Annotated in this window: 23 protein-coding genes and 1 pseudogene; 8 read left to right on the top strand and 16 right to left on the bottom strand. The window is 70.3% G+C overall.

From position 1 onward, the window contains the following. Positions 1-38 precede the first annotated feature (38 nt). The 5 genes from aroA to KUG41_RS07530 are packed head-to-tail and all read left to right on the top strand — an operon-like array spanning position 39 to position 4,585. Complete coding sequence (gene aroA, locus KUG41_RS07550) at positions 39-1,385, top strand: 3-phosphoshikimate 1-carboxyvinyltransferase (RefSeq protein WP_371734071.1); 1,347 nt, start codon at positions 39-41, stop codon at positions 1,383-1,385. A 7-nt stretch (positions 1,386-1,392) separates the two neighbouring features. Further along, positions 1,393-2,247 (top strand): MnmC family methyltransferase, encoded by an 855-nt coding sequence (locus KUG41_RS07545; protein ID WP_216902750.1) that lies wholly within the window; start codon positions 1,393-1,395, stop codon positions 2,245-2,247. Between the two features lie 29 nt (positions 2,248-2,276). Further along, positions 2,277-3,653 (top strand): bifunctional UDP-N-acetylglucosamine diphosphorylase/glucosamine-1-phosphate N-acetyltransferase GlmU, encoded by a 1,377-nt coding sequence (gene glmU / locus KUG41_RS07540; protein WP_216902748.1) that lies wholly within the window; start codon positions 2,277-2,279, stop codon positions 3,651-3,653. A gap of 48 nt (positions 3,654-3,701) precedes the next feature. After that, on the top strand, positions 3,702-4,073 hold the full coding sequence (locus tag KUG41_RS07535) for a VOC family protein (RefSeq protein ID WP_216902746.1): 372 nt from the start codon (positions 3,702-3,704) through the stop codon (positions 4,071-4,073). Further along, positions 4,070-4,585, top strand: a complete 516-nt coding sequence (locus KUG41_RS07530) for a tryptophan-rich sensory protein (protein ID WP_216902744.1) — start codon at positions 4,070-4,072, stop codon at positions 4,583-4,585. The genes KUG41_RS07535 and KUG41_RS07530 overlap by 4 nt, the downstream gene beginning before the upstream one ends. A 21-nt stretch (positions 4,586-4,606) precedes the next feature. On the opposite strand, the gene KUG41_RS07525 is transcribed toward KUG41_RS07530, so the two are convergent. The 4 genes from KUG41_RS07525 to KUG41_RS07510 form a co-directional block, all read right to left on the bottom strand. Next, positions 4,607-6,799 carry an FAD-dependent oxidoreductase gene (locus tag KUG41_RS07525; RefSeq protein ID WP_216902742.1) on the bottom strand — a complete coding sequence of 731 codons (2,193 nt, stop codon included), beginning with the start codon at positions 6,797-6,799 and terminating at the stop codon, positions 4,607-4,609. 35 nt (positions 6,800-6,834) lie between these two features. Continuing rightward, a complete protein-coding gene (locus tag KUG41_RS07520) occupies positions 6,835-7,842 on the bottom strand; it encodes an NAD(P)-dependent alcohol dehydrogenase (protein ID WP_216902740.1) in 1,008 nt (335 codons plus the stop codon). A gap of 193 nt (positions 7,843-8,035) precedes the next feature. Beyond that, on the bottom strand, positions 8,036-8,272 hold the full coding sequence (locus tag KUG41_RS07515; protein WP_254216983.1) for a DUF2442 domain-containing protein: 237 nt from the start codon (positions 8,270-8,272) through the stop codon (positions 8,036-8,038). Between the two features lie 31 nt (positions 8,273-8,303). Then, complete coding sequence (locus tag KUG41_RS07510) at positions 8,304-8,543, bottom strand: DUF4160 domain-containing protein (protein ID WP_216902736.1); 240 nt, start codon at positions 8,541-8,543, stop codon at positions 8,304-8,306. 411 nt (positions 8,544-8,954) lie between these two features. Here KUG41_RS07510 and KUG41_RS07505 point away from each other — a divergent pair, with 411 nt between their 5' ends. After that, on the top strand, positions 8,955-9,365 hold the full coding sequence (locus KUG41_RS07505) for a hypothetical protein (RefSeq protein ID WP_216902734.1): 411 nt from the start codon (positions 8,955-8,957) through the stop codon (positions 9,363-9,365). Here KUG41_RS07505 and KUG41_RS07500 read toward each other — a convergent pair. The 7 genes from KUG41_RS07500 to menD all read right to left on the bottom strand — a co-directional run bounded on the left by KUG41_RS07500 (position 9,308) and on the right by menD (position 16,751). Beyond that, on the bottom strand, positions 9,308-9,673 hold the full coding sequence (locus tag KUG41_RS07500; RefSeq protein WP_216902732.1) for a YbjQ family protein: 366 nt from the start codon (positions 9,671-9,673) through the stop codon (positions 9,308-9,310). The two genes, KUG41_RS07505 and KUG41_RS07500, sit on opposite strands and share 58 nt — an antisense overlap. A 49-nt stretch (positions 9,674-9,722) precedes the next feature. Next, positions 9,723-11,144: a UDP-N-acetylmuramoyl-tripeptide--D-alanyl-D-alanine ligase gene (murF, locus tag KUG41_RS07495; RefSeq protein WP_216902731.1), complete on the bottom strand. Its 1,422-nt coding sequence runs from the start codon at positions 11,142-11,144 to the stop codon at positions 9,723-9,725. Continuing rightward, on the bottom strand, positions 11,144-11,821 hold the full coding sequence (locus KUG41_RS15935; protein ID WP_216902729.1) for a hypothetical protein: 678 nt from the start codon (positions 11,819-11,821) through the stop codon (positions 11,144-11,146). The genes murF and KUG41_RS15935 overlap by 1 nt, the downstream gene beginning before the upstream one ends. A 23-nt stretch (positions 11,822-11,844) precedes the next feature. Then, the gene (glgA, locus tag KUG41_RS07485; protein ID WP_216902727.1) at positions 11,845-13,389 is read right to left on the bottom strand and encodes a glycogen synthase GlgA; all 1,545 of its coding nucleotides are present in this window, start codon (positions 13,387-13,389) and stop codon (positions 11,845-11,847) included. Between the two features lie 61 nt (positions 13,390-13,450). Then, positions 13,451-14,065, bottom strand: coding sequence for a L,D-transpeptidase (locus tag KUG41_RS07480; RefSeq protein WP_371734070.1), 615 nt, complete (start codon positions 14,063-14,065; stop codon positions 13,451-13,453). Positions 14,066-14,091: 26 nt separating this feature from the next. Then, complete coding sequence (menB, locus tag KUG41_RS07475; RefSeq protein WP_216902725.1) at positions 14,092-14,943, bottom strand: 1,4-dihydroxy-2-naphthoyl-CoA synthase; 852 nt, start codon at positions 14,941-14,943, stop codon at positions 14,092-14,094. Then, the gene (menD, locus tag KUG41_RS07470; protein ID WP_254216959.1) at positions 14,940-16,751 is read right to left on the bottom strand and encodes a 2-succinyl-5-enolpyruvyl-6-hydroxy-3-cyclohexene-1-carboxylic-acid synthase; all 1,812 of its coding nucleotides are present in this window, start codon (positions 16,749-16,751) and stop codon (positions 14,940-14,942) included. The genes menB and menD overlap by 4 nt, the downstream gene beginning before the upstream one ends. Positions 16,752-16,804: 53 nt before the next feature. Here menD and lepB point away from each other — a divergent pair, with 53 nt between their 5' ends. Both lepB and KUG41_RS07460 read left to right on the top strand, forming a co-directional pair. After that, positions 16,805-17,395 carry a signal peptidase I gene (gene lepB / locus KUG41_RS07465; RefSeq protein ID WP_216902723.1) on the top strand — a complete coding sequence of 197 codons (591 nt, stop codon included), beginning with the start codon at positions 16,805-16,807 and terminating at the stop codon, positions 17,393-17,395. Between the two features lie 49 nt (positions 17,396-17,444). Continuing rightward, the gene (locus tag KUG41_RS07460; RefSeq protein ID WP_216902721.1) at positions 17,445-17,804 is read left to right on the top strand and encodes a DUF760 domain-containing protein; all 360 of its coding nucleotides are present in this window, start codon (positions 17,445-17,447) and stop codon (positions 17,802-17,804) included. A 4-nt stretch (positions 17,805-17,808) separates the two neighbouring features. Here the strand turns inward: KUG41_RS07460 and KUG41_RS07455 are convergent, their stop codons facing one another. From KUG41_RS07455 to KUG41_RS07435, 5 genes and pseudogenes are all read right to left on the bottom strand, one after another. Then, entirely contained in the window at positions 17,809-18,978 is a 1,170-nt protein-coding gene (locus tag KUG41_RS07455; RefSeq protein WP_216902719.1) for a DUF4336 domain-containing protein, read from the bottom strand. Continuing rightward, on the bottom strand, positions 18,975-19,847 hold the full coding sequence (locus KUG41_RS07450; RefSeq protein WP_216902717.1) for a metal ABC transporter permease: 873 nt from the start codon (positions 19,845-19,847) through the stop codon (positions 18,975-18,977). The genes KUG41_RS07455 and KUG41_RS07450 overlap by 4 nt, the downstream gene beginning before the upstream one ends. Further along, complete coding sequence (locus KUG41_RS07445; RefSeq protein ID WP_254216957.1) at positions 19,844-20,665, bottom strand: metal ABC transporter ATP-binding protein; 822 nt, start codon at positions 20,663-20,665, stop codon at positions 19,844-19,846. The genes KUG41_RS07450 and KUG41_RS07445 overlap by 4 nt, the downstream gene beginning before the upstream one ends. A 4-nt stretch (positions 20,666-20,669) precedes the next feature. Continuing rightward, positions 20,670-21,581, bottom strand: a complete 912-nt coding sequence (locus KUG41_RS07440) for a metal ABC transporter substrate-binding protein (RefSeq protein WP_216903066.1) — start codon at positions 21,579-21,581, stop codon at positions 20,670-20,672. A gap of 263 nt (positions 21,582-21,844) precedes the next feature. Continuing rightward, a pseudogene (locus KUG41_RS07435) lies at positions 21,845-22,179 on the bottom strand (photosystem II q(b) protein); the annotation flags it as partial.

Here is a 22,179-nt window from a genome sequence, read left to right as displayed (position 1 = left end):
GTCGCTCCATAGGATCGCCCCAGTCGTCACCAGAGCTCTTGTCCCCCTCCGCAGGCGCCGATGGGAGCGTCGATCTGTTGGTCGCTCCGCTGGCCCTGCCGGCGGGTGGCAGCCTGAGCGGCACGGTGAAGGTGCCGGGCGACAAGTCGATCTCGCACCGCGCCCTGCTGTTCGGGGCGATCGCCGAAGGACGGACCCGCATCGACGGCCTGCTGCCCGCCGAGGATCCCCTCAGCACCGCCGCCTGCCTGCGAGCCATGGGGGTGACGGTCTCGCCGATCGAGGCTGGCGAACCGGTGCTGGTGGAGGGGGTGGGCCTGGATGGTCTGCAGGAACCGGCCCAGGTGCTCGACTGCGGCAATTCCGGCACCACCATGCGGCTGATGCTGGGGCTGCTGGCGGGCCGCCGGGGGCGCCACTTCGTGCTCAGTGGTGATGCTTCGCTGCGCTCCCGGCCCATGCGCCGGGTGGGGGAACCGCTGGCCCAGATGGGAGCCCGGATCCATGGCCGCCAGGACGGCAACCTGGCGCCCCTGGCGGTGCAGGGCCAGCCCCTGCACGGCAGCGTGATCGGCACGCCGGTGGCCTCGGCTCAGGTGAAGAGCGCCCTGCTGCTGGCGGCCCTCACCGCCGACGGCCCCACCACCGTGATCGAACCGGCACCCACCCGGGACCACAGCGAACGGATGCTGCGGGCCTTCGGGGCCGATCTGGAGGTGGGTGGCGACCTGGGGCGGTTCATCACCGTGCGGCCCGGCCCCACCCTGCGAGGCCAGAGCGTGGTGGTGCCCGGCGACATCAGCTCCGCCGCCTTCTGGCTGGTGGCGGGGGCCATCACCCCGGGGGCCGACCTGACGATCGAGAACGTGGGGCTCAACCCCAGCCGCACGGGCATCCTGGAGGTGCTGGAGCGGATGGGGGCCCGCATCGAGGTGCTGAATGCCCGCGATGTGGCCGGGGAGCCGGTGGGGGAGCTGCGGGTGCGGCACGGCCCCCTGCGGGCCTTCAGCATCGAAGGCCCGATGATCCCCCGGCTGGTGGATGAGATCCCGGTGCTGGCGGTGGCGGCCTGCTGCGCCGACGGGACCAGCCGGATCAGCGGCGCGGCCGAACTGCGGGTGAAGGAGACCGACCGGCTGGCGGTGATGGCCCGCCAGCTCACCGCCATGGGGGCCCGGCTCGAGGAGCACCCCGATGGCCTCAGCATCGCGGGCCTCACGCCCCTGCACGGGGCGGAGGTGGACAGCGAGACCGACCACCGGGTGGCCATGAGCCTGGCGGTGGCCTCGCTGGTGGCCCTGGGCGACAGCCGGCTGCACCGTCCGGAGGCGGCCGCCGTCTCCTATCCGGGTTTCTGGGATGATCTGGCCCGGCTGCGGGCCTGATCCACCGATGGCAGCGGCCTCGGCGGATACCGCGGCGGACCTGCTGCTGCGCCGCGGGGCCGACGGCAGCTTCAGCCTCTACAGCCGCAGCTTCGGCGAGGGATTCCACAGCGCGGCGGGCGCCCTGCGGGAGGCGAACGAAAAATTCGTGCGGCCGGCTGCCCTGGAGCGCTTCGCCCCGGGCCGGGAGCTGGTGGTGGCGGAGGTGGCGGTGGGCACCGGCACCAACACCGCGGCCCTGATCGCCGCCTGCCGAGCCGCCCGCCTGGGGTTCGACTGGTGGGGGCTGGAACAGGATCCCCGCCCCCTGGCCCTGGCACTGGCCGATGGCGGCTTCCGGGCCCAGTGGCCCGCCGGGGTGATCCCGCGGCTGGAAGCTCTCGGCGCCGGCGGCCGGCTGCTGCTCGGCGATGCCCGCCAACGGCTGCCGGACCTGCTGGGCCCCCTGGAGGGAAGCTGCGACCTGGTGCTGCTCGATGCCTTCTCCCCCAGCCGCTGCCCCCAGCTCTGGAGCCGGGAATTCCTCGAACGGCTGGTGCGGCTGCTGCGGAACGATGGCCGCCTGCTCACCTACTGCTCGGCGGCGGCCCTGCGGCGCTGCCTGCTGGATCTGGGAATGGCGGTGCAGGCGATCCGGCCGGACCCTGCCGAGGCGGGGCAATGGAGCGCCGGCACTGCCGCCGGCCCGGCCCCCCTGGCTCCCCATCCGGCTCTGCGACCGCTGGAGCCCTTTGAGCACGAGCACCTGGCCAGCCGGGCCGGCGTGCCTTACCGGGATCCCAGCGGCACCGCCACGGCCGCCGAGATCCTGGAGCGCCGCCGCCGGGAGCAGGGGCTGGGCCGCTCCGGACGGCACCGGTAGATTCCGGCCCAGACGCCCCCGCTCCGCCGATGCTCGCCGTTGCCGTTCTGGCCGCCGGGAAAGGGACCCGCATGAAGAGCGCCCTGCCCAAGGTGCTCCAGCCCCTGGCCGGCGCCACCCTGGTGGAGCGGGTGCTGGGCAGCTGTCACCTGCTGGCCCCCGACCGCCAGCTGATGGTGGTCGGACACCAGGCGGAACGGGTGGAGCAGACCCTCAGCCGGGTGAAGGGCCTGGAATTCGTGCTGCAGGAGCCCCAGAACGGCACGGGCCATGCGGTGCAGCAGCTGCTGGAGCCCCTGGCGGATTTCAAGGGGGAGCTGCTGGTGCTCAATGGCGACGTGCCCCTGCTGCGCCCGGAAACCCTGGAGAAACTGCTCACCACCCACCGGAAAGGCGGGGCGGCGGTGACCCTGCTCAGTGCCCGGCTGGCCGATCCGAGCGGCTACGGCCGGGTGTTTGCCGACTGGACGGGCCAGGTGAACGCCATCGTCGAGCACCGCGACTGCGACGCCGAGCAGCGCCGCAACGACCTCACCAACGCGGGCATCTACTGCTTCGACTGGCCGAAGCTGGCGGCGGTGCTGCCGAAGCTGAGCACCGACAACGACCAGGGGGAGCTCTACCTCACCGACACGATTGCGCTGCTGCGGCCGGCCATGCACCTGGAGGTGATCGACCCCAACGAGGTGGCCGGCATCAACGACCGCCAGCAGCTGGCCCACTGCGAAGGGGTGCTGCAGGAGCGACTGCGGCGCCATTGGATGACGGAGGGGGTGAGCTTCATCGATCCGGCCAGCTGCACCCTGAGCGAGGACACCCGCTTCGGCCGCGACGTGCTGGTGGAGCCCCAGTGCCATTTCCGCGGGGCCACGACGGTGGGCGACGGCTGCCGCATCGGACCGGGCTGCCTGATCGAGGACAGCCACCTGGGCGCGGAGGTGGAGGTGATCCATTCGGTGCTGCGCGACAGCAGCGTGGCTCCCGGCTGCGTGATTGGGCCCTTCGCCCAGCTCCGGGCCGGCACCCATCTGGAGGAGGGCTGCCGCATCGGCAATTTCGTGGAGGTGAAGAACAGCCGGCTGGGGGAGGGCTGCAAGGCGAACCACCTCAGCTATCTGGGCGACGCCGACCTGGGCGCCGAAGTGAACGTGGGTGCCGGCACGATCACGGCCAACTTCGACGGGGTTCATAAGCACCGGACGGTGATCGGCGGCGGCAGCAAGACCGGCGCCAACTCGGTGCTGGTGGCGCCGATCACCCTGGGCGAGGGGGTGACGGTGGGAGCGGGCTCCACCCTCACCAAGGACGTGCCCGCCGGGGCCCTGGCCCTGGGGCGGGCCCGTCAGCTGGTGAAGGAGAACTGGTCGGCTCCGGCGCCGCGACAGGAGCAGGGAGTGGCGGGCTGAATCCCGCAGTCCTGGCCTAGTCTCGCTGCGGGACTCTGTTTCGGGGCCATGGCCGCTAATCCTGTCATCTGGTTCGAGCTCTACGTCGACGACATGGAGCGGGCCCGGCGTTTCTATGAAGGCGTGTTCCAGCTGAGCCTGGAGAACATGCCGGATGCGGGCATGGAGTACTGGGCCTTTCCGATGGACAACGAGCGGGTGGGGGCCGGTGGCGCCCTGGCCAGGATGGAGGGGATGGCACCGGGGGGCGGCGGCACCCTGATCTATTTCTCCTGCACCGACTGCGGAGTGGAGGAAAGCCGGGTGGAGGCCGCCGGAGGCCGGGTGATCAAGCCGAAGATGTCCATCGGCGCCTACGGTTTCATGAGCCTGGTGCTCGACAGCGAGGGCAACACCATCGGGCTCCATTCCCAGGCATGACACTCGGCGCCCCCGCCCGGCGCTTCCGCTGGTGGCATGGCGCGGCGATCCTCGGGGCCGCCAATGTCGTCAGCCTCTGGCCGGCGGGCCTGCAGGGCGATGGCGCCTTCTACACCAGCTTCCAACTGCCTCCCTTCGCCCCTCCCGACTGGCTGTTCGCACCGATGTGGCTGGTGCTGAACGTCACCTCCCTGATGGGTCTGGCCCGGGTGGCCAACCTGGGGGCGGTCGACGGATGGCGGCGGCAGGTGGTGCTGGTGTCCGAAGGCATTGGCTGGCTGCTGTTCGCCGTCTTCACCACCCTCTACTTCGGGCTGCACAGCCCGGTGCTCGCCGCCGTGGACACGGTGGCGGGGCTTGGGGCGGCGGTGGTGAGCGTGGCGGCGGCGGCGGGGCTGGACCGGCGGGCGGCGGGTCTGATCCTGCTGCGTCTGCTGTGGCTGCTGCTGGCCAGTGCCGTGGCGGTGAGCGTGGCGCTGCTCAACGTCGATCCGTTCCTTTCCGGAGGCTGAGCGCGTTCATCTGCACAGGGCTCATCCTCCCCTCCGCCAGGTGTGGAACCGTTCCAGCAGTGCGAGAGTGCGCTGGGGGGCGTGGGCCTTCTTCCAGTTGCCGGCGGCGTACTTGTTGGCCTCCGCCAGGGTTGGGTAGGCATGGATGGCGCCCATCACCTTGCCCAGACCCAGCTTCCATTTCATCGCCAGCACAAATTCGGCCAGCAGCTCGCCGGCCTGTTCCGCCACGATCGTCACCCCCAGGATCGTGTCCTTGCCGGGCACGGTCAGCACCTTCACGAAGCCGGTCTCGGCCGACTCCACGATGGCCCGGTCCAGCTCGGCCACATCGAAGTGGGTCACCTCGTACGCCACGTCCTGCTCGTCGGCCTCGGATTCGCTCAGGCCCACCCTGGCCACCTCCGGATCGGTGAAGGTGGTGCGGGGAATCACCCGGCCATCCACGGCAAAGCGGACCGGATCGAACAGGCCGTTCACAGCCGCATACCAGGCCTGATGGGCGGCGGTGTGGGTGAACTGCCAGGGGCCAGCGGCGTCACCGGCGGCCAGGATGTTGGGGTAGAGGGTCTGGAGGTGGGCGCTGGTATCGATGGTGCGGCCGCTGGGGATGCCCAGGGTGTCGAGGCCGTAGCCCTCCAGCCGGGCCCGGCGGCCCACGGCGCAGAGCAGCTCGTCGGCCTCGACGCGGGCCGGGCCGAAACCGAGATCGAAATGCACCTGCACCCCCCCGCCGGCGCCGGGCTCCAGCCGCTCCACCCGGCAGCCGGTGTGCACCTGCACCCCGTCGCGCTCCAGCACCGCCTGCACCAGGGCGCCCACCTCCGGGTCCTCCCGGGGCAGCAGGCGGTCGTTGCGCTGCAGCAGGGTCACCGGCAGGCCCAGCTGGGCCAGGGCCTGGGCCAGCTCGCAGCCGATCGGGCCGCCCCCCAGCACCACCAGCGAGGGCCGGGGCAGGGGATGGTCGGCCAGGGCGTCCCAGAGGGTCTCGCTGGTGAGGGCCCGGACGGTGTCGATGCCGGGGATCGGCGGAATCACCGGTGCGGCGCCGGTGGCCAGCACAATCGAACGGCCCGTGAGCACCTGCTCGCTGCCGTCAGCGCAGGTGATCGCCACCGCCCAGGGACTCACCAGGCGGGCATGGCCGAGGCGCACGTCCACCCCCAGGGCGGTGTAACGCTCGACGCTGTCGTGGGGGGCGATGGCCGCCACCTTGGCCCGCACCCGCCGCAGCACCCGGCGCAGGTCCACCGGGGGATCCTGGGGGGTGAGGCCGTAATGGTCGGCGCGGCGCAGGCGGGCGGCGAGGCGGGCGCTGCTGATCAGGGCCTTGCTGGGCACGCAGCCGGTGTTGAGGCAGTCGCCGCCCATGCGCTGGGCTTCGATCAGGGTCACCCTGGCCCGCACGGTGGCGGCAATGTAGGCCGTCACCAATCCCGCGGCGCCGGCACCGATGACGATCAGGTTGCGGTCGAAGCTGCGGGGCCGGCTCCAGGGCCGGTAGAGCTGCCAGAGCCGCCAGCGCTGCTGCAGCAGCCGCACGATCCAGGGCAGCAGGCCGAGCAGGGCAAAGGAGGCCAGCAGCGCTGGCGAAAGGATCCCCTTCAAGGAGGTGAGCTGCCCCAGCTGGGTGCCGGCATTCACATAGACGATGGTGGCCGGCAGCATGCCCAGCTGGGACACCAGAGCGAAGGGCAGAAGGGGCATGGGGGTGAGCCCCATCAGCAGGTTGACAACAAAGAACGGAAACACGGGCACCAGCCGCAGGCTGAGCAGGTAGGCGGCGCCGTCGCGCCGGAAGCCCTCCTCAATCGGCTTCAGGCGGCTGCCGAAGCGGCGGCGCACCAGGTCGCGGAAGAGGGTGCGGGCCAGCAGGCAGGCCGCCGTGGCACCGAGGGTGGAGCCCAGCGACACCAGCACGGTGCCCCACAGCAGCCCGAAGACGGCGCCCCCCGCCAGGGTGAGCACGGTGGCCCCGGGCAGCGACAGGCCGGCCACCAGCACGTAGAGCAGCAGGAAGGCCGCGCCGGTGGCCAGGGGGGACGCCTGGCGCCAGGCCAGCAGCTGGTCCCGGGAGGCCTGCAGGGCGGAGAGATCCAGCTGGCGGTGCCAGCCCTGGCTGTAGATGAGGGCCACACCCGCCACCACTAGGGCCGCGATGAGGACCCGGCCGAGGGGGATGCCCTGGCTCGCCTGGCGGGAGGGTGACGTCATGGGGGGCTCAGGCGGTCAGGAATCATCCTGACCAATTACCCGGGAGAGTCCACGGCGGATGGGTCCGGGGCGGCTTCCATCCGGATCACCACACTGCCCCGCTTGTGGCCGAGGTCGACGTAGCGGTGCGCCGCCACCAGCTCCGCAAAGGGCCAGGCGCGGTCGATCACCGGCACAACGGTGCCTGCGGCGGCCAGGGCGGCGAGCTCATGGAGATAGGCGATCCGCTCTTCAGCGGGCCCGGCCACCACCCCCAGGCCGCTGATGAAGGAATGCCAGGGCGCCAGCAGCATGCCGCCCAGACCCGCAAACACCAGCAGCAGCCGGCCGCCGGGGGCCAGCAGGGGGCGGGCACGGGGAAAGGACGCGGTGCCGATGGCGTCGAGGATCACGTCGTAGGAGTCGCCCAGGCGGGTGAAGTCCTCGCGGGTGTGGTCAATCACGCGCTCGGCACCCAGCGAGCGCACCAACTCGGCGTTGGCGCCGCTGCAGACGCCGGTGACATGGACCCCCAGGTGCCGGGCGATCTGGACCGCCGCCGTGCCCACCGTCCCGCTGGCACCGACCACCAGCAGCCGCTCCCCACGGGCCAGCCGGGCCCGGCGGAAGAAATCGAGCACAGTGGACCCCCCGAAAGACAGGGCCGCCGCCTGCTCGTAGGAGAGGTTCGCCGGCATGGCCACCACAGGCCCATCCGCCGGCAGGCACACGTACTCGGTGTGGCAGCCCATGGCTTCCCCGGGAAAGGCGAACACCCGATCCCCCACGGCGAAGCTGGATACGTCCGTGCCGGCGGCCACCACATCCCCGGCCAGCTCAGTGCCCAGGATGGGCTGACGGGGCCGCCGCAGCCCGAAGATCAGCCGGGCGAGCAGGCCGAAACCCGGCGGCAGGTCCATGCTCCGCAGCCGCACATCACCGGAATTCACCGTGGTGGCCCGCAGCCGGATCAGGATCTCGTTGGCGGCGGGGGTGGGTGTGGGGATCTCGGCCAGCTGGAGAACTTCGGGAGGGCCGTAGCGCCTGCAGAGAAAGGCCTTCATGGGAGAGACGGAAGGGCGGCGTGAAGGGCAATGATCTGGGCAGGGTGGATGCTGCGCCGGAATGATCGATGGCGGATCAGGCGTGGAGCGACAGACGAATGCGCAGCCCTGACAGATAGATGCGAGCCTATCGCTGCATAACGCTGGCCATCACCTGCCCGCAAAGAGGTACGGATTCCGAGTCTCCGTGGGCTCAATACATTGAAGGAGGCGGGTCAGGTGTATGGCAGTGTTGGAAAGTACTCTCGGCCTTCAGCGGGAACCTTTCCGGGTGGCGTATCGACTCGACAGACAAGTCAACATCTAGATCAGGCCAATAAAGATGGTCCGAGGTCGGACGCAGTACGTTAAGGATCTGCTGAATCGTTGCCGCCTTAAACCAGGGAAACTCTGAATAGGGAAGCGCTAGCTCTTCATCATCAATAAGCATCCAGACGCAATGTCCAGAGACATTCGTGACCTCAGCTGCCAAAGTGGTTGTTCCAGGCATCGATGATCTCCTGTTGGCGTGTCTGGACCAGGCGCTCAGCTTCTTTGATCCTTGGTGAGCTTAGCCCGATGTTGCGAGCGAGTTCAACGGTAGGGCTTAGCCAGAACTTCGCCTCACCATCAGGATGACTGACATGGACGTGAGGACGACTCTCCTCCCGTGAGAAGAAGAAGAAACGAAATTCGCCATCCCTGAAGACGGTTGGTGACAAGTTAAGTCTTGAACGCCTGTCTCAGCATAGGCGCGTCTGCAATGGCTATTCACATCTTTCCAACTAGTCGTTGGGCGGTTCCGAGAACCACGTCGTAGGTAACTGCCCTTTCCGTGAGCCAGAGTGACCGAAGCAGATGAGCGGGGTCAATGGCCTGATGCTGCAACGGTTTCGGGTAGGGGGCCTCAAATCTCTATCCATGGTTACGGGTCTGCCAACCACTTGTTCATGGTGATACACAATCCGTGATGGCGTTCTGCTGATCAGGTTGGCCCCATCACGCCTGGGTTCAGCCCGCTGCAGCTCACGAGTTGCTGCCGGCGTTTCAGGGTCTGGATCCTGAAGTGATGCGTCCACGCGTACCACCCACCCCCAGCCACGCCAGACTCTGATCCGATCCCCATTTTCCCCATGGCGATCCTGCGCGCGGCCGGCACCTATTTCGCCCTGGTCTTCGGCACCGGCTTCCTGCTCGGCATGGTGCGGGTGCCGCTGCTGGTGCCGCGGCTGGGGGTACGCACGGCCGAGCTGCTGGAGATGCCGTTCATGGCCGTGGCCATGGTGCTGGCCGCACGCTTCGTGGGGCGGCGTCAGCTCTCGGGAGCCGGCGCCGGCCAGCGGGCCGCCACCGGGGCCATCGCCCTGGGCCTGGTGCTCCTGGCGGAGCTCGCTGTGGGGGTCCTGCTGGAGCATCAATCGCTGTCGCAGATCATCGGGAGCCGGGATCCTGTGTCTGGCAGCGTCTATCTGGCCCTGCTGCTGGTCTACGCGCTGCTGCCGCTGCTGCCGGCCAGGGGCTCCACCACCACGGCGGTGCCGTAGCAGAGCACTTCGGTGGCTGCCGCCGTGCCCCCCTGCACCTCCGAGCCGTCGTAGCGGGTGCCCACGATCGCGTTGGCACCCAGGGAACGGGCGTGCTGGATCATCTGCTCGTAGGCCTGCTCCCGGGCCTGTTCGCACATGTTGGTGTAAGCGCCGATCTTTCCCCCCACGATCTGCTTGAGCCCGCCGAAAAACCCCTGCAGCAGGGTCGGGGAGCGCACCACGATCCCCCGCACGATCCCCCGGTAGGCGGTGATCGCGTAGCCCTCGATCGTGAAGGTGGTGGTCACGAACACGGGTTTCACCATGACGGCGGCGCAGCAGGCCCCTCCATCCTGGTGGCGCCGGGGCGGTGCTTCAAGCGGCAGGCACCAGTCCCGCCGACAGCAGCGGGATCATCCGCTCCAGGGCCACCCCCCGGCTGGCCTTGAGCAGCACCCGGTCGCCCGGGTCCAGCCAGCCCAGCAGCACCATGGCCGCCTGCTCCGGCGACTCCACCCGCTGCAGGCGCGGCAGCCCGGCGGCGGCGGCCTCCATCGCCGCCGCTTCGGCCTGCGGCGCCACGATCACCAGACCATCGAGGCCGAGCTCCAGGGCGCGGGCCGCCACCGCCCGGTGCAGCTCCAGGCTGCGCTCGCCCAGCTCGAGCATGGTGCCGAGCACCGCGTAGCGGCGGCCAGCGCCGGGGGCGGCCACAAGGTCGAGGGCCGCCAGCACCGCCTCCGGGGAGGCGTTGTAGGTCTCGTCGAGCAGCTCCACCTCCCCCAGCCGCAGGCGCCGGGCCCGGCCGCCAGGGAGCTCCACCCGCAGCTGGGCCAGCGCGGCGGCGGGCACCCCCAGCTCCAGCGCCACGGCCACCGCCAGCAGCAGGTTGCGGGCGTTGTGGCGTCCCTCCAAGGGTAGCTGCAGGCGCAGGTCGTCGCTGCCGGCCGGCAGGCTGAGCGCACCGTCCTCCAGGCGGCCCACCAGATCGGCCGGAGGCAGACCGGCGGGGAAGGCTGCCTGCTCGTCGGCCAGGGCCACACGCCGCACCCGGCCGCTCCACACCGCTGCCAGGGCCTGCTCGAGCAGGGGATCTCCCGCCGGCACCACCAGCAACCCATCGGGGCCCAGGCCGCTGGTGATCTCGCACTTGGCCTGACCGATCGCCTCGCGGCTGCCCAGGCGGCCGATGTGGGCGGTGCCGATGTTGGTGATCACGGCCACGTCCGGTTCGGCGCAGCGGGTGAGCCGCTCGATCTCCCCCAGCCCCCGCATGCCCATCTCCACCACCACCGCCGCGGTGGTGTGGTCGGCCTTCAGCAGGGTGAGGGGCGCCCCGACGTCGTTGTTCTCGTTGCCGCTGCTGGCCACCACCGGCCCCAGGGGTGCCAGGGCCGCCTTGATCAGCTCCCTGGTGGTGGTCTTGCCCGCCGATCCGGTGACGGCCACCACCGGCACCTTCAGGCCGCGGCGCCAGAGGCGACCCAGCTGCTGGTAGGCCGTCAGGGTGTCGTCCACCAGCCAGATGGGCCGGCCGCTGGCGGCGGCCAGGGCGCGGGCGGGTTCTGCCTCGAGCCTGTCGCGCTGGGCCAGGGCCGCCACCGCCCCGGCCGCCAGGGCCGCGTCCAGGAAACGGTGGCCGTCGAAGCGCTCCCCCACCAGGGGCACGAACAGGGCACCGGCCAGATCAGCGCGGCTGTCGGTGCTCACCCTGGCGATGGGACCGGGATCGGCCGCCCGGGGGGCGGCGAGCGGCTCGCCCCAGAGCTGGCGGAGCGACGCGACTGTCAGGACCATCAGGGGGGCGGACCGGGATCGAGCAGGATCATGCCGGAGCCCACCAGCGCCCCCCGTGCCAGCAGCTGGCCGCCGCCATCCACCAGCTGCAGACGCCCGTAGCCCAGGGCCCGGGCCCGCTCCTGCCAGCGTTCCGCCCAGCGCCGCCGCGCCGCCGGTGCCTGCAGGCCATAGGCCGGCTGCATGGTGAGCACCAGCAGCGCATGGGCCGTTTCGGGATGGGCCGAAGCGATCAGGTGGTCGGGATCGTCGTCGGCCAGCAGGGTCAGCAGGGGATCCAGCTCCAGCGGCGGGGGCTCGGGGGCCGGAGACGCCGGGGCGACGGGCTCCTCAGCCGTGCCGATCTCAGGGGGTTCCACCGCTGCGGGAGGGGCCAACGACACGGGCGGGGCGCCGCCGGCGGCAGGGGCCGGATCAGGCGCCCGGTGGGGCAGCAGCCGCCACACCAGCAGCGGCATGGCCAGCAGGAAAGCCAGCAGCAGCGGCCAGAACAGGGCCGCCAGACCCTGGGGCCAGAAGCCCGGCACCGACAGGTCGCCCTCGGCGTTGCGGCGCCACAGCTCCCGCGCCTTGAGGCGCAGGGAGGCCACAACGGCCCGCAGGGCCAGGCTCAGCTGGCCCCAGGGGCTGGCATAGGGCGCCGGCAGATCGGAGGGGGGCGGAACCGGATCAGCCATGGGCGCCGGGCGAGGGGGCTGGCTCAGCCGTCGCTGCGACGGCGCAGCAGGGACAAGGGGTTGCGGCTCTTCTGAGGCGGCGGCGGCTCCTTGGAAGTCACCTCGGGCCGCGGTTCGTCGTGCAGCAGGCTGGGGTCGGCCCCCTGGCCCTGGGAGAAGCGCTCCACCTGGGCGGCGTCCGGGGTGGGCTCCTTGACGCCGCAGACCTCCCTGTACATGGCGTCGTACTCGAGCGCGGAGCGGTTCCAGCTGAAGTCGGTGGTCATGGCGCGGCGCTGCAGCTCCTGCCAGCTGGGCTGGTTGCGGTAAGCCTCCCAGGAGCGCACGATCGTGGTGTAGAAGTCGATCGCCTCATAGCGGTCGAAGCCGTAGCCGGTGCCCGTGCCGGCGCTGGGGTCATTGGGGGGGACGGTGTCCACAAGGCCGCCGACGCGACGCACCACCGGGATCGAGCCGTAGTGCATGGCCAGCATCTGGCTGATGCCACAGGGCTCGAAGCGACTCGGCATCAGGAAGGCGTCACTGCCGGCGTAGATGAGCCGGGAGAGGGCATCGTCGTAGGTGAGGAAGACGGAGAATCGCCCGGGATGGCGGGCCGCCATCTGCCAGAGACCCGATTCGTAGCCCCGCTCGCCCGTGCCCAGCACCACGAACTGGCTGTCGCTGTAGGCCAGCACCCGGTCGGCCACCTGCAGCAGCAGGTCGACCCCCTTCTGGTCCACCAGCCGGCTCACCATGCCCATCAGATAGCTGGCCGGGCTCACGTTGAGCCCCATCCGCTCCTGCAGCAACCGCTTGTTCGCCGATCGGCCGCTGAGATCCTGGGCCGAGAAATTGGCGGCCAGGCTGGTGTCGGTGGCCGGATCCCAGGACACGGTGTCGATGCCGTTGAGGATCCCGCGCAGCTTGCCGCTGATGAAATTGAGCAGGCCGTCGATGCGCTCGCCGTACTCGGGCGTGCGGATCTCCATCGCATAGGTGGGCGACACGGCATTCACCCGGTCGGCGTAGAGCAGAGCGGCCGCCATGGTGTGGTCCCCCTGCATGTACCAGGGGCACCAGGTCATGCGGTCGAGCTTCCAGCGCCAGGGCCCCTGGTAGCGGAGGTTGTGGATGGTGAAGACGGTGCTGATCTCCGGGTCCTGGTGCATCCACACCGGGATCATGCCCGTATGCCAGTCGTGGCAATGGAGCACCTGGGGTTTCCAGCCACCGTTCCAGGCGAATTCGGCGGTGGCGTTGGCGAAGAAGGTGAAGCGCCAGTCCTCGTCCTCACCGCCGTAGATGCGCTCCGGATCGAACACCGGATGGCCCACCAGATAGATGGTCAGGCCACTCTCGGGGTGGCGGGTTTCGTAGATGGCGAAATCGGTGCCCATGGCATGGCCACGCCACATCGGCTCGGCCGGAATCTCCAGCCGGCTCCATAACTTGCCGTAGCCCGGAAGGATGATCCGCACATCGTGGCCCAAAGCCGCCAGGGCCGGCGGAAGGGAGCCCACCACATCACCCATGCCCCCCACCTTGATCATCGGGGCGCACTCGGCGGCGGCAAACAGAACCCTCATCCGCTCTCGATCCGGTGGTGCGCTGGGAACTCTACGGGCGTCCCCGGGGCCGCCCGGCGCCTCAGGGGAGCACCGTCACCGGAGTGCCCATCTGCACCAGATCGAACAGCTGTCGCACGTCCTCGTCGTACAGCCGCACACAGCCGTGGGACACCGCACCCCCCACGCTGCCCCGCTGGGGGGTGCCATGGAAGCCGGCCGTCACACAGCCCTTCACCTCCAGATGCTCCTGGCCGTTGAAGCCCTTCCGGCCCAGGCAGTCGCGGTGGAAGCCGATCCAGCGGGAACCGAGCGGATTGGTGGGGCCGGGGGGGATCGTCAGGCCCTTGGCGGGGTGCTCCCAGACCGGATTGACGACCATCTCGATGACGCTGAAGCGGCCCACCGGCGTCTCCCAGCCAGGCATGCCGACGCCCACCTGGAAGCGGCGCAGTTCCCGCCCCCCCTCCAGCACCCGCAGCAGCCGCTGGCGCCGGTCGAGCACCAGCTCCCGGTCGACGACCGGGCCCGGAAAGGTGGCCAAGGCCTCCGTGGTGGGCTGGGCCAGGGCTTCCCTGGTGGGCTCGGCCCCAGCCACCATCGGCAGCGAAGCAAGGAAAACGGAAGCCAGGCACCAGGCCAGCTGACGCCTGCTGCGAAAAAGGGGAGTTCTGTAACGGCGCGGCACGGTGGTCACCGCCCTGGGACTGCAATTCCTCCTTTTCAAGGTAGCCAGGGGGCGCCGGAAAAGTCGGGATCCCGCTTCTCCAGGAAGGCATTGCGCCCCTCCTGGCCTTCGCTGGTCCGGTAGAAGAGATGGGTGGCCTGGCCCGCCAGTTCCTGCAGGCCGGCCAACCCGTCGGTTTCCGCATTGAAGGCGGCCTTGAGGCAGCGGATCGCCGTCGGGCTGTGCTGCAGCACCTCCCGCGCCCAGGCCACCCCTTCGGCCTCCAGTCGCTCCAGGGGCACCACCGCGTTCACCAGCCCCATGGCCAGGGCCTGATCGGCGGAATAGCGGCGACACAGAAACCAGATCTCCCGGGCCTTGCGCTGGCCCACCACCCGGGCCAGGTAGCCGGCGCCGAAACCGCCGTCGAAGGAGCCGACCCGGGGGCCGGTCTGGCCGAAGACGGCGTTCTCCGCCGCCAGGCTGAGGTCGCACAACAGGTGCAGCACCTGACCGCCGCCGATGGCATACCCCGCCACCAGAGCGATCACCACCTTGGGCAGGCTGCGGATGATCCTCTGCAGGTCCAGCACGTTGAGTCGCGGCAGGCCGGTCTCATCGAGATAGCCGCCGTCGCCGCGCACGCTCTGGTCGCCGCCGGCGCAGAAGGCCCACACCCCATCGGCCGCCGGACCGGCGCCGGTGAACAGCACCACGCCGATGGAGGGATCGTCCCGCACGCGGCTGAAGGCATCACAGAGCTCCTGCACGGTCAGGGGCCGGAAGGCGTTGCGTTTCTCGGGCCGGTCGATGCTGATCCGGGCGATGCCGTCGCCGCTGGTTTCGAAGCGGATGTCGCGGTAATGGCCGGCAGCGGTCCAGGTCGGCAGGGTTGGGGGGGTGGTCATGGGGAGGAAAGCGGCCCGGTGGAGCGTCCTGCCACCAGTCCTGCCGCCATTGTGCGCAGCCGCTGCCGCAGGGCCGCGTCGCGGCGCCGGTCGCTTGTCACCACCAGCAGGGCCAGGGGCTGGGCCAGAGCCCAGGCCAGGGCCTCCTCCAGCTCGGCCGGGCCGCCCAGCCGCCGCCCCGGCACCCCGTGCACGGCAGCCAGGGCCAGGGGGTCAAGGGCCTGGGGCATGGCGAACAGCCGCTCGAAATCCACAGCCGATTCAGGCTGAGTGCGGATCGGCAGCTGCTCAAAGATGCCGCCGCCGCCGTTGTCGATCAGCACCACGGTGAGCCGCCCCCGCAGCTGGCGGTGCCACAGCCAGCCGTTGCTGTCGTGCAGCAGGGCCAGATCGCCGCTCACCAGCACCGCCCGGCCGAGGGCCTCCGCCAGACCGCAGGCACTGGAGAGGGTGCCGTCGATGCCGGAAGCGCCCCGGAAGCCGTGCATGGGCCGGGGCGGGGCCGCCGGGTCGGTGAAGCTCTCCCAGTCGCGCACCGGACTGCTGTTGGCCAGCAGCACCGGCACATCCGCGGGCAGCAGGCGGCTGAGACGACGGGCCAGAGCCGGCTCTCCGCCGCTCCCGGCCAGTTCCCGCTCCAGCAGGCCCTGCACGGCCTGATCCGCCTGTCGCCAGCGGTCGGCCAGGGCGCGGCAGTCCTCGCCGACCAGGCCCGGCCAGGTGGCCGCCGGCAGGGCCCCCACCCAGGCCTCCAGACCGTCGCAGCACTGGGCCTCCACGACAGCGAGGGGATCGAGGTTGCGGCCGTCCCCCTCACTCACCAGCACCTGCCGCCCCCGCTGGGTGGCCAGGCAGCGCTGCAGGCGCCGGCTGGCGGGCAGGGGGCCCAGCCGCAGCACCTGGGGGGTCGCCAGCCAGGCCGCCGCCTGGGGACCCCTGCCCTCCGCGAGCACCAGGTCGTAGGCGGTCACCAGTTCCAGATCAGCCAGGCCCCGCAGGCCGGAGAGGGCATCGGCCAGCACGGGCCAGCCGCTGCGCCGTTGCCAGCGGCGCAGGGCCGCCACATGGCCGGGCCAGGCGGAAGGGGAACCCCGCCAGGGGCCCGCCACCACCACCCCGGGGCGGTCCGGATCGAGACCTCCCCCTGCCGCCGACGAGGGGCCCGGCCGCGACGGGATGGGAAGCGGCGACACGGCTTCAGCCGCCAGTTCGGCAGCCAGCAGCGTCAGTTCGGCACCGCCCGCATGCAGGGGCTCCTCGAAAGGGAGGTTGAGGTGCACCGCCCCCGGCGGCCGGCCGGCACTGCCTCCCAGGGCCTCTGCCAGGGCCCGGGCCGCCAGGGCCTCAAGGGCCGCCGGCGCCATGGCCGCGAGCCCCGCCGGCGACCCATGGCCCACCCAGCGGCAGCTGCAGCCCAGGAAGGCCTCCTGGTTGACGCTCTGGTTGGCGCCGCAGCCCTTGAGGCGCGCCGGCCGGTCGGCTGTGAGCAGCAGCAGGGGGATGGTGCCGAAATCAGCCTCCACGGCGGCGGGGAGCAGGTTGGCGACCGCCGTGCCCGAGGTGGTGATCACCACTGCCGGCAGGCCGCTGCCCCGGCCCAGTCCCAGGGCGAAGAAGGCGGCGGAACGTTCGTCGATGGCGGTATGCAGATGCAGGCCGCCCGGCTCCAGCTGGGCAGCCGCCACCGCCAGGGGGGCGGAGCGGCTGCCGGGGCAGAGCACCGCATGGGCCAGCCCGGCCCGCCGCAGGGCCCCCAGCAACACCAGGGCCGACCGGACATTGGCCAGCGAGGACGGGGACCCGGCCAAGGGGGCACTCCACTGTTCAGGATGGGGCGATCATCCTCACGGACGGCAACCCCATGGGCAGTGGCCCCGCCGACGCCAGACCCACCTTCCCGCCGCTCCTGCGCCAGATCAGCCAGCTGCTGCTCTGGGTCCTGGTGGCTCTGCTGCTGCGCTGGACCGTCGTGGAGCCCCGCTGGATTCCCTCCGGCTCGATGCTGCCCACCTTGCAGCTGCAGGACCGGGTGCTGGTGGAGAAGCTCAGCCCCCGGTTCGGGGCAGGCCTCCGCCCCGGCAGCATCGTGGTCTTCCATCCGCCCGAACCCCTGCGGGACGCTGGCTACGATCCCCGCTCGGCCCTGATCAAACGGGTGGTGGCCGTGGCGGGCGACCGGGTGGAGGTGAGGCAGGGTCAGCTCTGGCGCAACGGCCAGCTCGCCGATCCGGACTGGGCGAGGGAACCGATGGCCTACGACCTGGCGCCCTTCGTGGTGCCCGCGGGTGACCTGCTGGTGCTGGGGGACAACCGCAATGCCAGTCTGGATTCCCATCTCTGGGGTCCCCTTCCGGAGCACGAACTGATCGGCACCGCGATCTGGCGCTACTGGCCCCCGGCCCGTTTCGGTCCGATTCGGTTCTCCCCTGCGGACGACGGGGACCCCCCTTGAAATGCTGCGTTATGGTGCACGTCGTGTTTCAGAGCACACCGGAGGGAAAATGTTCAACCCGGAGTTCCTGACCGCCGATAATGAGGCGATCAGCGACAATTCGCTGATTCAGTACCTGCAGGACCAGTCTCCGGACGTGCTCCAACGGGTGGCTCGCTCCGCCACCGGTGACATCCAGGACATCATCCGTCACAACGTCCAGGGCCTGCTGGGCATGCTGCCCGGCGAGCAGTTCGAAGTGAAGATCCAGGCCAGCCGCGACAACCTGGCCGGACTGCTGGCCTCGGCCATGATGACCGGCTATTTCCTGCGCCAGATGGAGCAGCGCATGGAGCTGGAAACCGCCCTGATCGGCAGCGGCGGCCTGGAGGGAAGTTTCGAGGATGATCCCGGCGAGCTGGAGCTGTAGGGCCTCAGCCGTCGGCCTCTTCGCCCGGCACCACGCCCAGCTTCACCAGGGTTCGGTCAATGCCGGCCAGGGTCAGCCATGGCCCCTGATCCTGGGCCCATGGACCGGCCTCGATCCGATCCGCCAGGGCTGACAGCCGTGCCGGCGAGCAGGCCACCGGAGCTTCGTAGTGGCACGGCACGAGCCAGCGCAGCTCCCGCAGGCCGGCCAGGCCACGGATCCAGGCCACCAGAGCGTTCCGCTGGCGGGGAAACACCAACCGCTCCAGCACCGCCGCCACCTGCACGCTGCAGCGGCCATCGGGTACGAGCGCTTCGAAATCCGCCTGCCAGTCCGGCAGCCACCGGAACGGGTAGAAGCCGAAGTGGCTGCGGGGGCGGCGGCAGCCCGGGGCCAGACAGTGGCTCAGCACCTCCCCCAGGGGCGGCACCTCCAGGGGCCGGGGCCGCAGGTAATTGGCGAACAGCACCAGCCGGCGCCACCCCCGCCGCCTCAGCGCCGGATCGTCGACCAGGGGCTCATCGCCGCGCTCACGGGCGTGGAACAGCAGGGGAGTGGGATCAAGATCGAACAGCTCCGGCGGCTCCGGCGGGATCGCCACCAGGGCGTCGGTGAGCAGCAGGCTGCCGCTGGCCCGATCGAAACAGGCGATCTCCATGAAGGTGCCCAGACCAAGGTCCAGGGGGCCGAGGGGCAGCCAGTCGAGCTGGTCGCCGTGGGGGACCCCGTCGGTGAGCAGCACCCTGGTGCGGGAGGGGGGAAAGCCCAGCCAGGCGGACGGCAGGGACAGGGGAAAACTCCACTGTTTCGGCGTCACCCACACCTGGGCGGCAGGGAAGGCCCTGGCCATGGCCGGCACCGGCAGCTTGTGCTCCAGCCCCGAGGCGGTGGGCAGCACGATGGTGCACACTGGGCCATGGTGCTCCTCCAGCTGGTGCAGCTGTGCCAGCACCTCAGCGGTGGGGGCCACCGGGGCGTAGAGCAGCAGTCCCTCGCGCACCCGCAGCACCGTCATGCGGATGGGCACCGCCACGTACCAGACCCCCTGCAGCTGCTCAAAGCTCCAGAGGCGCTCGGCGATCAGCTCCCGCACCAGGGTGCGGCGACGGCCGTAGGGGTAGAGGGGAAGCAGGGGCCACCAGGGCCAGCGTTGCTCCGCCGCCGTGGCCGTCACGCCGAAGGAAACTGGGTGGCCCGGGGGGAACGCCGGCGCTGGGCCAGCAGGCCGTGGCGGGGGGCGAACAGGAAGGCCACCAGGAACAGCAGGGTCTGCACCAGCACGATGCAGCCCGCCGTGGAGGCATCCATCCAGTAGCTCCAGTAGATGCCGCCGAGGCTGGAGAGCACCGCCGAGAGAATGGCGATCCAGGCCATGCGGTCGAAGCGGTCGGTGAGCAGGTAGGCCGTGGCCCCGGGGGTGACCAGCATCGCCACCACCAGGATGATGCCCACCGTCTGCAGGCCGGCCACCGCCGCCAGGGAGAGCACCGAGAGCAGCAGGTAGTGCAGCACCCCGGTGTGGATGCCGATCGAGCGGGCGTGGGTGGGATCGAAGCAGAACAGGATCAGGTCGCGCCGGAACACCAGCAGCACCGCCAGCACCAGCACGCTGATCAGCACGGTCTGGAGGATGTCACCGGAGCTGATGCCCAGGACGTTGCCGAACAGGATGTGGGAGAGGTCGATGGTGCTGCGCACCTTGGAGATCAGGGTGAGGCCGAGGGCGAAGAAGCCGGTGAACACCAGCCCGATCACGGTGTCCTCCTTGATCCGGGTCATCTGCTTGATGTAACCGATCACCGCCACCGACCCCACGCCGAACACGAAGGCCCCCACCGCGAAGGGCAGGTTGAGGGCGTAGGCAATCACCACGCCGGGCATCACCGCATGGGACACCGCATCCCCCATCAGGGCCCAGCCCTTGAGGGTCATGAAGCAGGAGAGCAACCCGCAGACGCAGGACACCAGGGTGCTGACCAGCAGGGCCCGCACCATGAAGTCCTGCTGGAGAGGCTCGATCAGCCAGGTGAGCACGGCGGTCATGGGGCCTGGGGGGAATCGGTGTCGATGGCAGACGGGAGCTCCGCCTCCAGGCGCAGGCCGCCGAAAGTGAGCGCCAGGTTCTCGCTGGTGAACACCGAGGAGGTCTCGCCGTAGGCGAGCACGGTCTTGTTGATCAGCACCACCTGGTCGCAGAAGCTGGTGACGTGCGAGAGGTCGTGGGTGGAGATCATCAGGGTGCGGCCCTCGCGGCGGAACTGCTGGAAGAGCTCGATCATCAGCTTCTCGGTGCGGATGTCAACGCCGTTGAAGGGTTCGTCGAGCAGCATCACCGAGGCCCCCTGGGCCAGGGCCCGGGCCAGGAAGGCCCGCTTGCGCTGACCGCCGGAGAGGGCGCCGATCTGGCGATGGCGCAGGGGCCAAAGATCCACCCGCTCCAGGGCCTCCCGCACAGCCTCGCGATCGGCGGGCCGGGGGATGCGCAGCAGGTTCATGGCCCCGTAGCGGCCCATCATCACCACCTCGTAGACGTTGACCGGGAAGTTCCAGTCGACGCTCTCGGTCTGGGGGACGTAGGCCACCGCCCGGGCCCGGCGTGCCTGGCGCAGGGGCTGGCCATCAATGGCGATGCTGCCGGCGGAGGGGCGCACGAAGCCCATCAGCGCCTTGAACAGGGTGGATTTGCCCGCCCCGTTCATGCCCACCAGGGCACAGATGGTGCCGGCATCGAGGTGCAGGGTGGCGTCGTGAACCGCCACCACACCGTGATAGTCGACGCAGAGATTGCGAACCGAAATGCGCTCGAGACCTGAATGGATACCGGACTCAGGGCCGGAACGGAGATCAGGGCGTGACGGCATGGTTTCAGCTCCCCGCCAGACCCGCACGCAGGGTCTTCAGGTTACGACGCTGGAGCTCCAGGAGGTTGGGGGCAGGACCGCCCGGGAGGGACAGGGAGTCGACGTAGAAGACCCCCCCGAAACGGGCACCCGACTCCCTGGCGACCTGCTTCTGGGGCTCGGCGCTCACGGTGCTCTCGCAGAACACCGCCGGCACCCGGCGCTCCTTCACCAGGGCGATCAGGCTGGCCATGCGCTGGGGGGTGACCTGGGATTCGGCATTCACCGGCCAGAGGTAGGCCTCGGTGAGGCCGTAATCCCTGGCCAGGTAGGAGAAGGCCCCCTCGCAGCTGGCCAGCACCCGCTGGCGGGGGGGAATCAGGGCCAGGGAGGCCTGCAACTCCTTGTCCAGGGCGTCCAGCTCGCCGTCGTACCGCTCGGCGTTGCGGCGGTAGATCTCGGCGCCGGCGGGATCGAGCTCGGTGAGGGCCCGGCGGATGTTCTGCACATAGACCTTGGCCAGCCGCGGGGACATCCAGGCATGGGGATTGGGCTTGCCCCTGTAGGCGTCGCTGGCGATCGGCAGGGGGGTGATCCCCTCGGTGAGGGTGACATGGGGCACATCGGGCAGCGTGGCGTAGAAGCGCTGGGCCCAGCGCTCGAGGCCCATGCCGTTCTCGAGCACCATCTGGGCGCCGCTGGCCCGCTTGAGATCGCTGGGGGTCGGCTCGTAGCCGTGGATCTCGGCGCCCAGCTTGGTGATCGACTCCACCCGCACCCGGTCGCCGGCCACCTGCCGGGCCATGTCGGCGAGGATCGTGAAGGTGGTGAGCACCAGGGGGCGGGAGTCGGCGTCGGAGGGCTTCCCGGAGGTGCCGGACCCCGTCAGCAGGCCGGGACCGCACCCCACCAGCAGGGGGGGCACCAGCACAGCCATCAGCAGGCCCCTGCGCAGAAGGCTGGCGAGGGGCCTGCGGAGCGGGCCGTCGCAGCGACGGGCTGACATGGGGGCGGGGGAAAGCTGAGAAAGTTTCTCATCATCCCCCCTGTTCCAGCCGCCGGCGACGTTCGCGGGGGGTGCTGCCGATGGCGGCCACAGAGCCGATCCGCTGCTTCACGGCCATGAAAAAGCCCCCTTCCGCAAGGGGGCCGAGGAGGCGCTGAGAGGCCGGAAGCGGATGACCGCAACGGACCTGAGGATCAGCCGATCGCTGGAGCGGTCAGGGCGACGGGGATCGACTGGACGGTGGCCAGGTCGAGGGGGAAGTTGTGCGCGTTGCGCTCATGCATCACCTCGAAGCCCAGGTTGGCCCGGTTGATCACGTCGGCCCAGGTGTTGATCACCCGGCCCTGGCTGTCAAGCACCGACTGGTTGAAGTTGAAGCCGTTCAGGTTGAAGGCCATGGTGCTGATGCCCAGGGACGTGAACCAGATGCCCACCACCGGCCAGGCGGCCAGGAAGAAGTGCAGGCTGCGGCTGTTGTTGAAGGAGGCGTACTGGAAGATCAGACGACCGAAGTAGCCGTGGGCTGCAA

This window comes from Synechococcus sp. CCY 9618, from assembly GCF_019038415.1.
Taxonomy (GTDB): Bacteria; Cyanobacteriota; Cyanobacteriia; order PCC-6307; family Cyanobiaceae; genus Cyanobium.
Note: the sequence above shows the minus strand (reverse complement) of the source record. Positions and strands in the feature narration are given on the sequence as shown.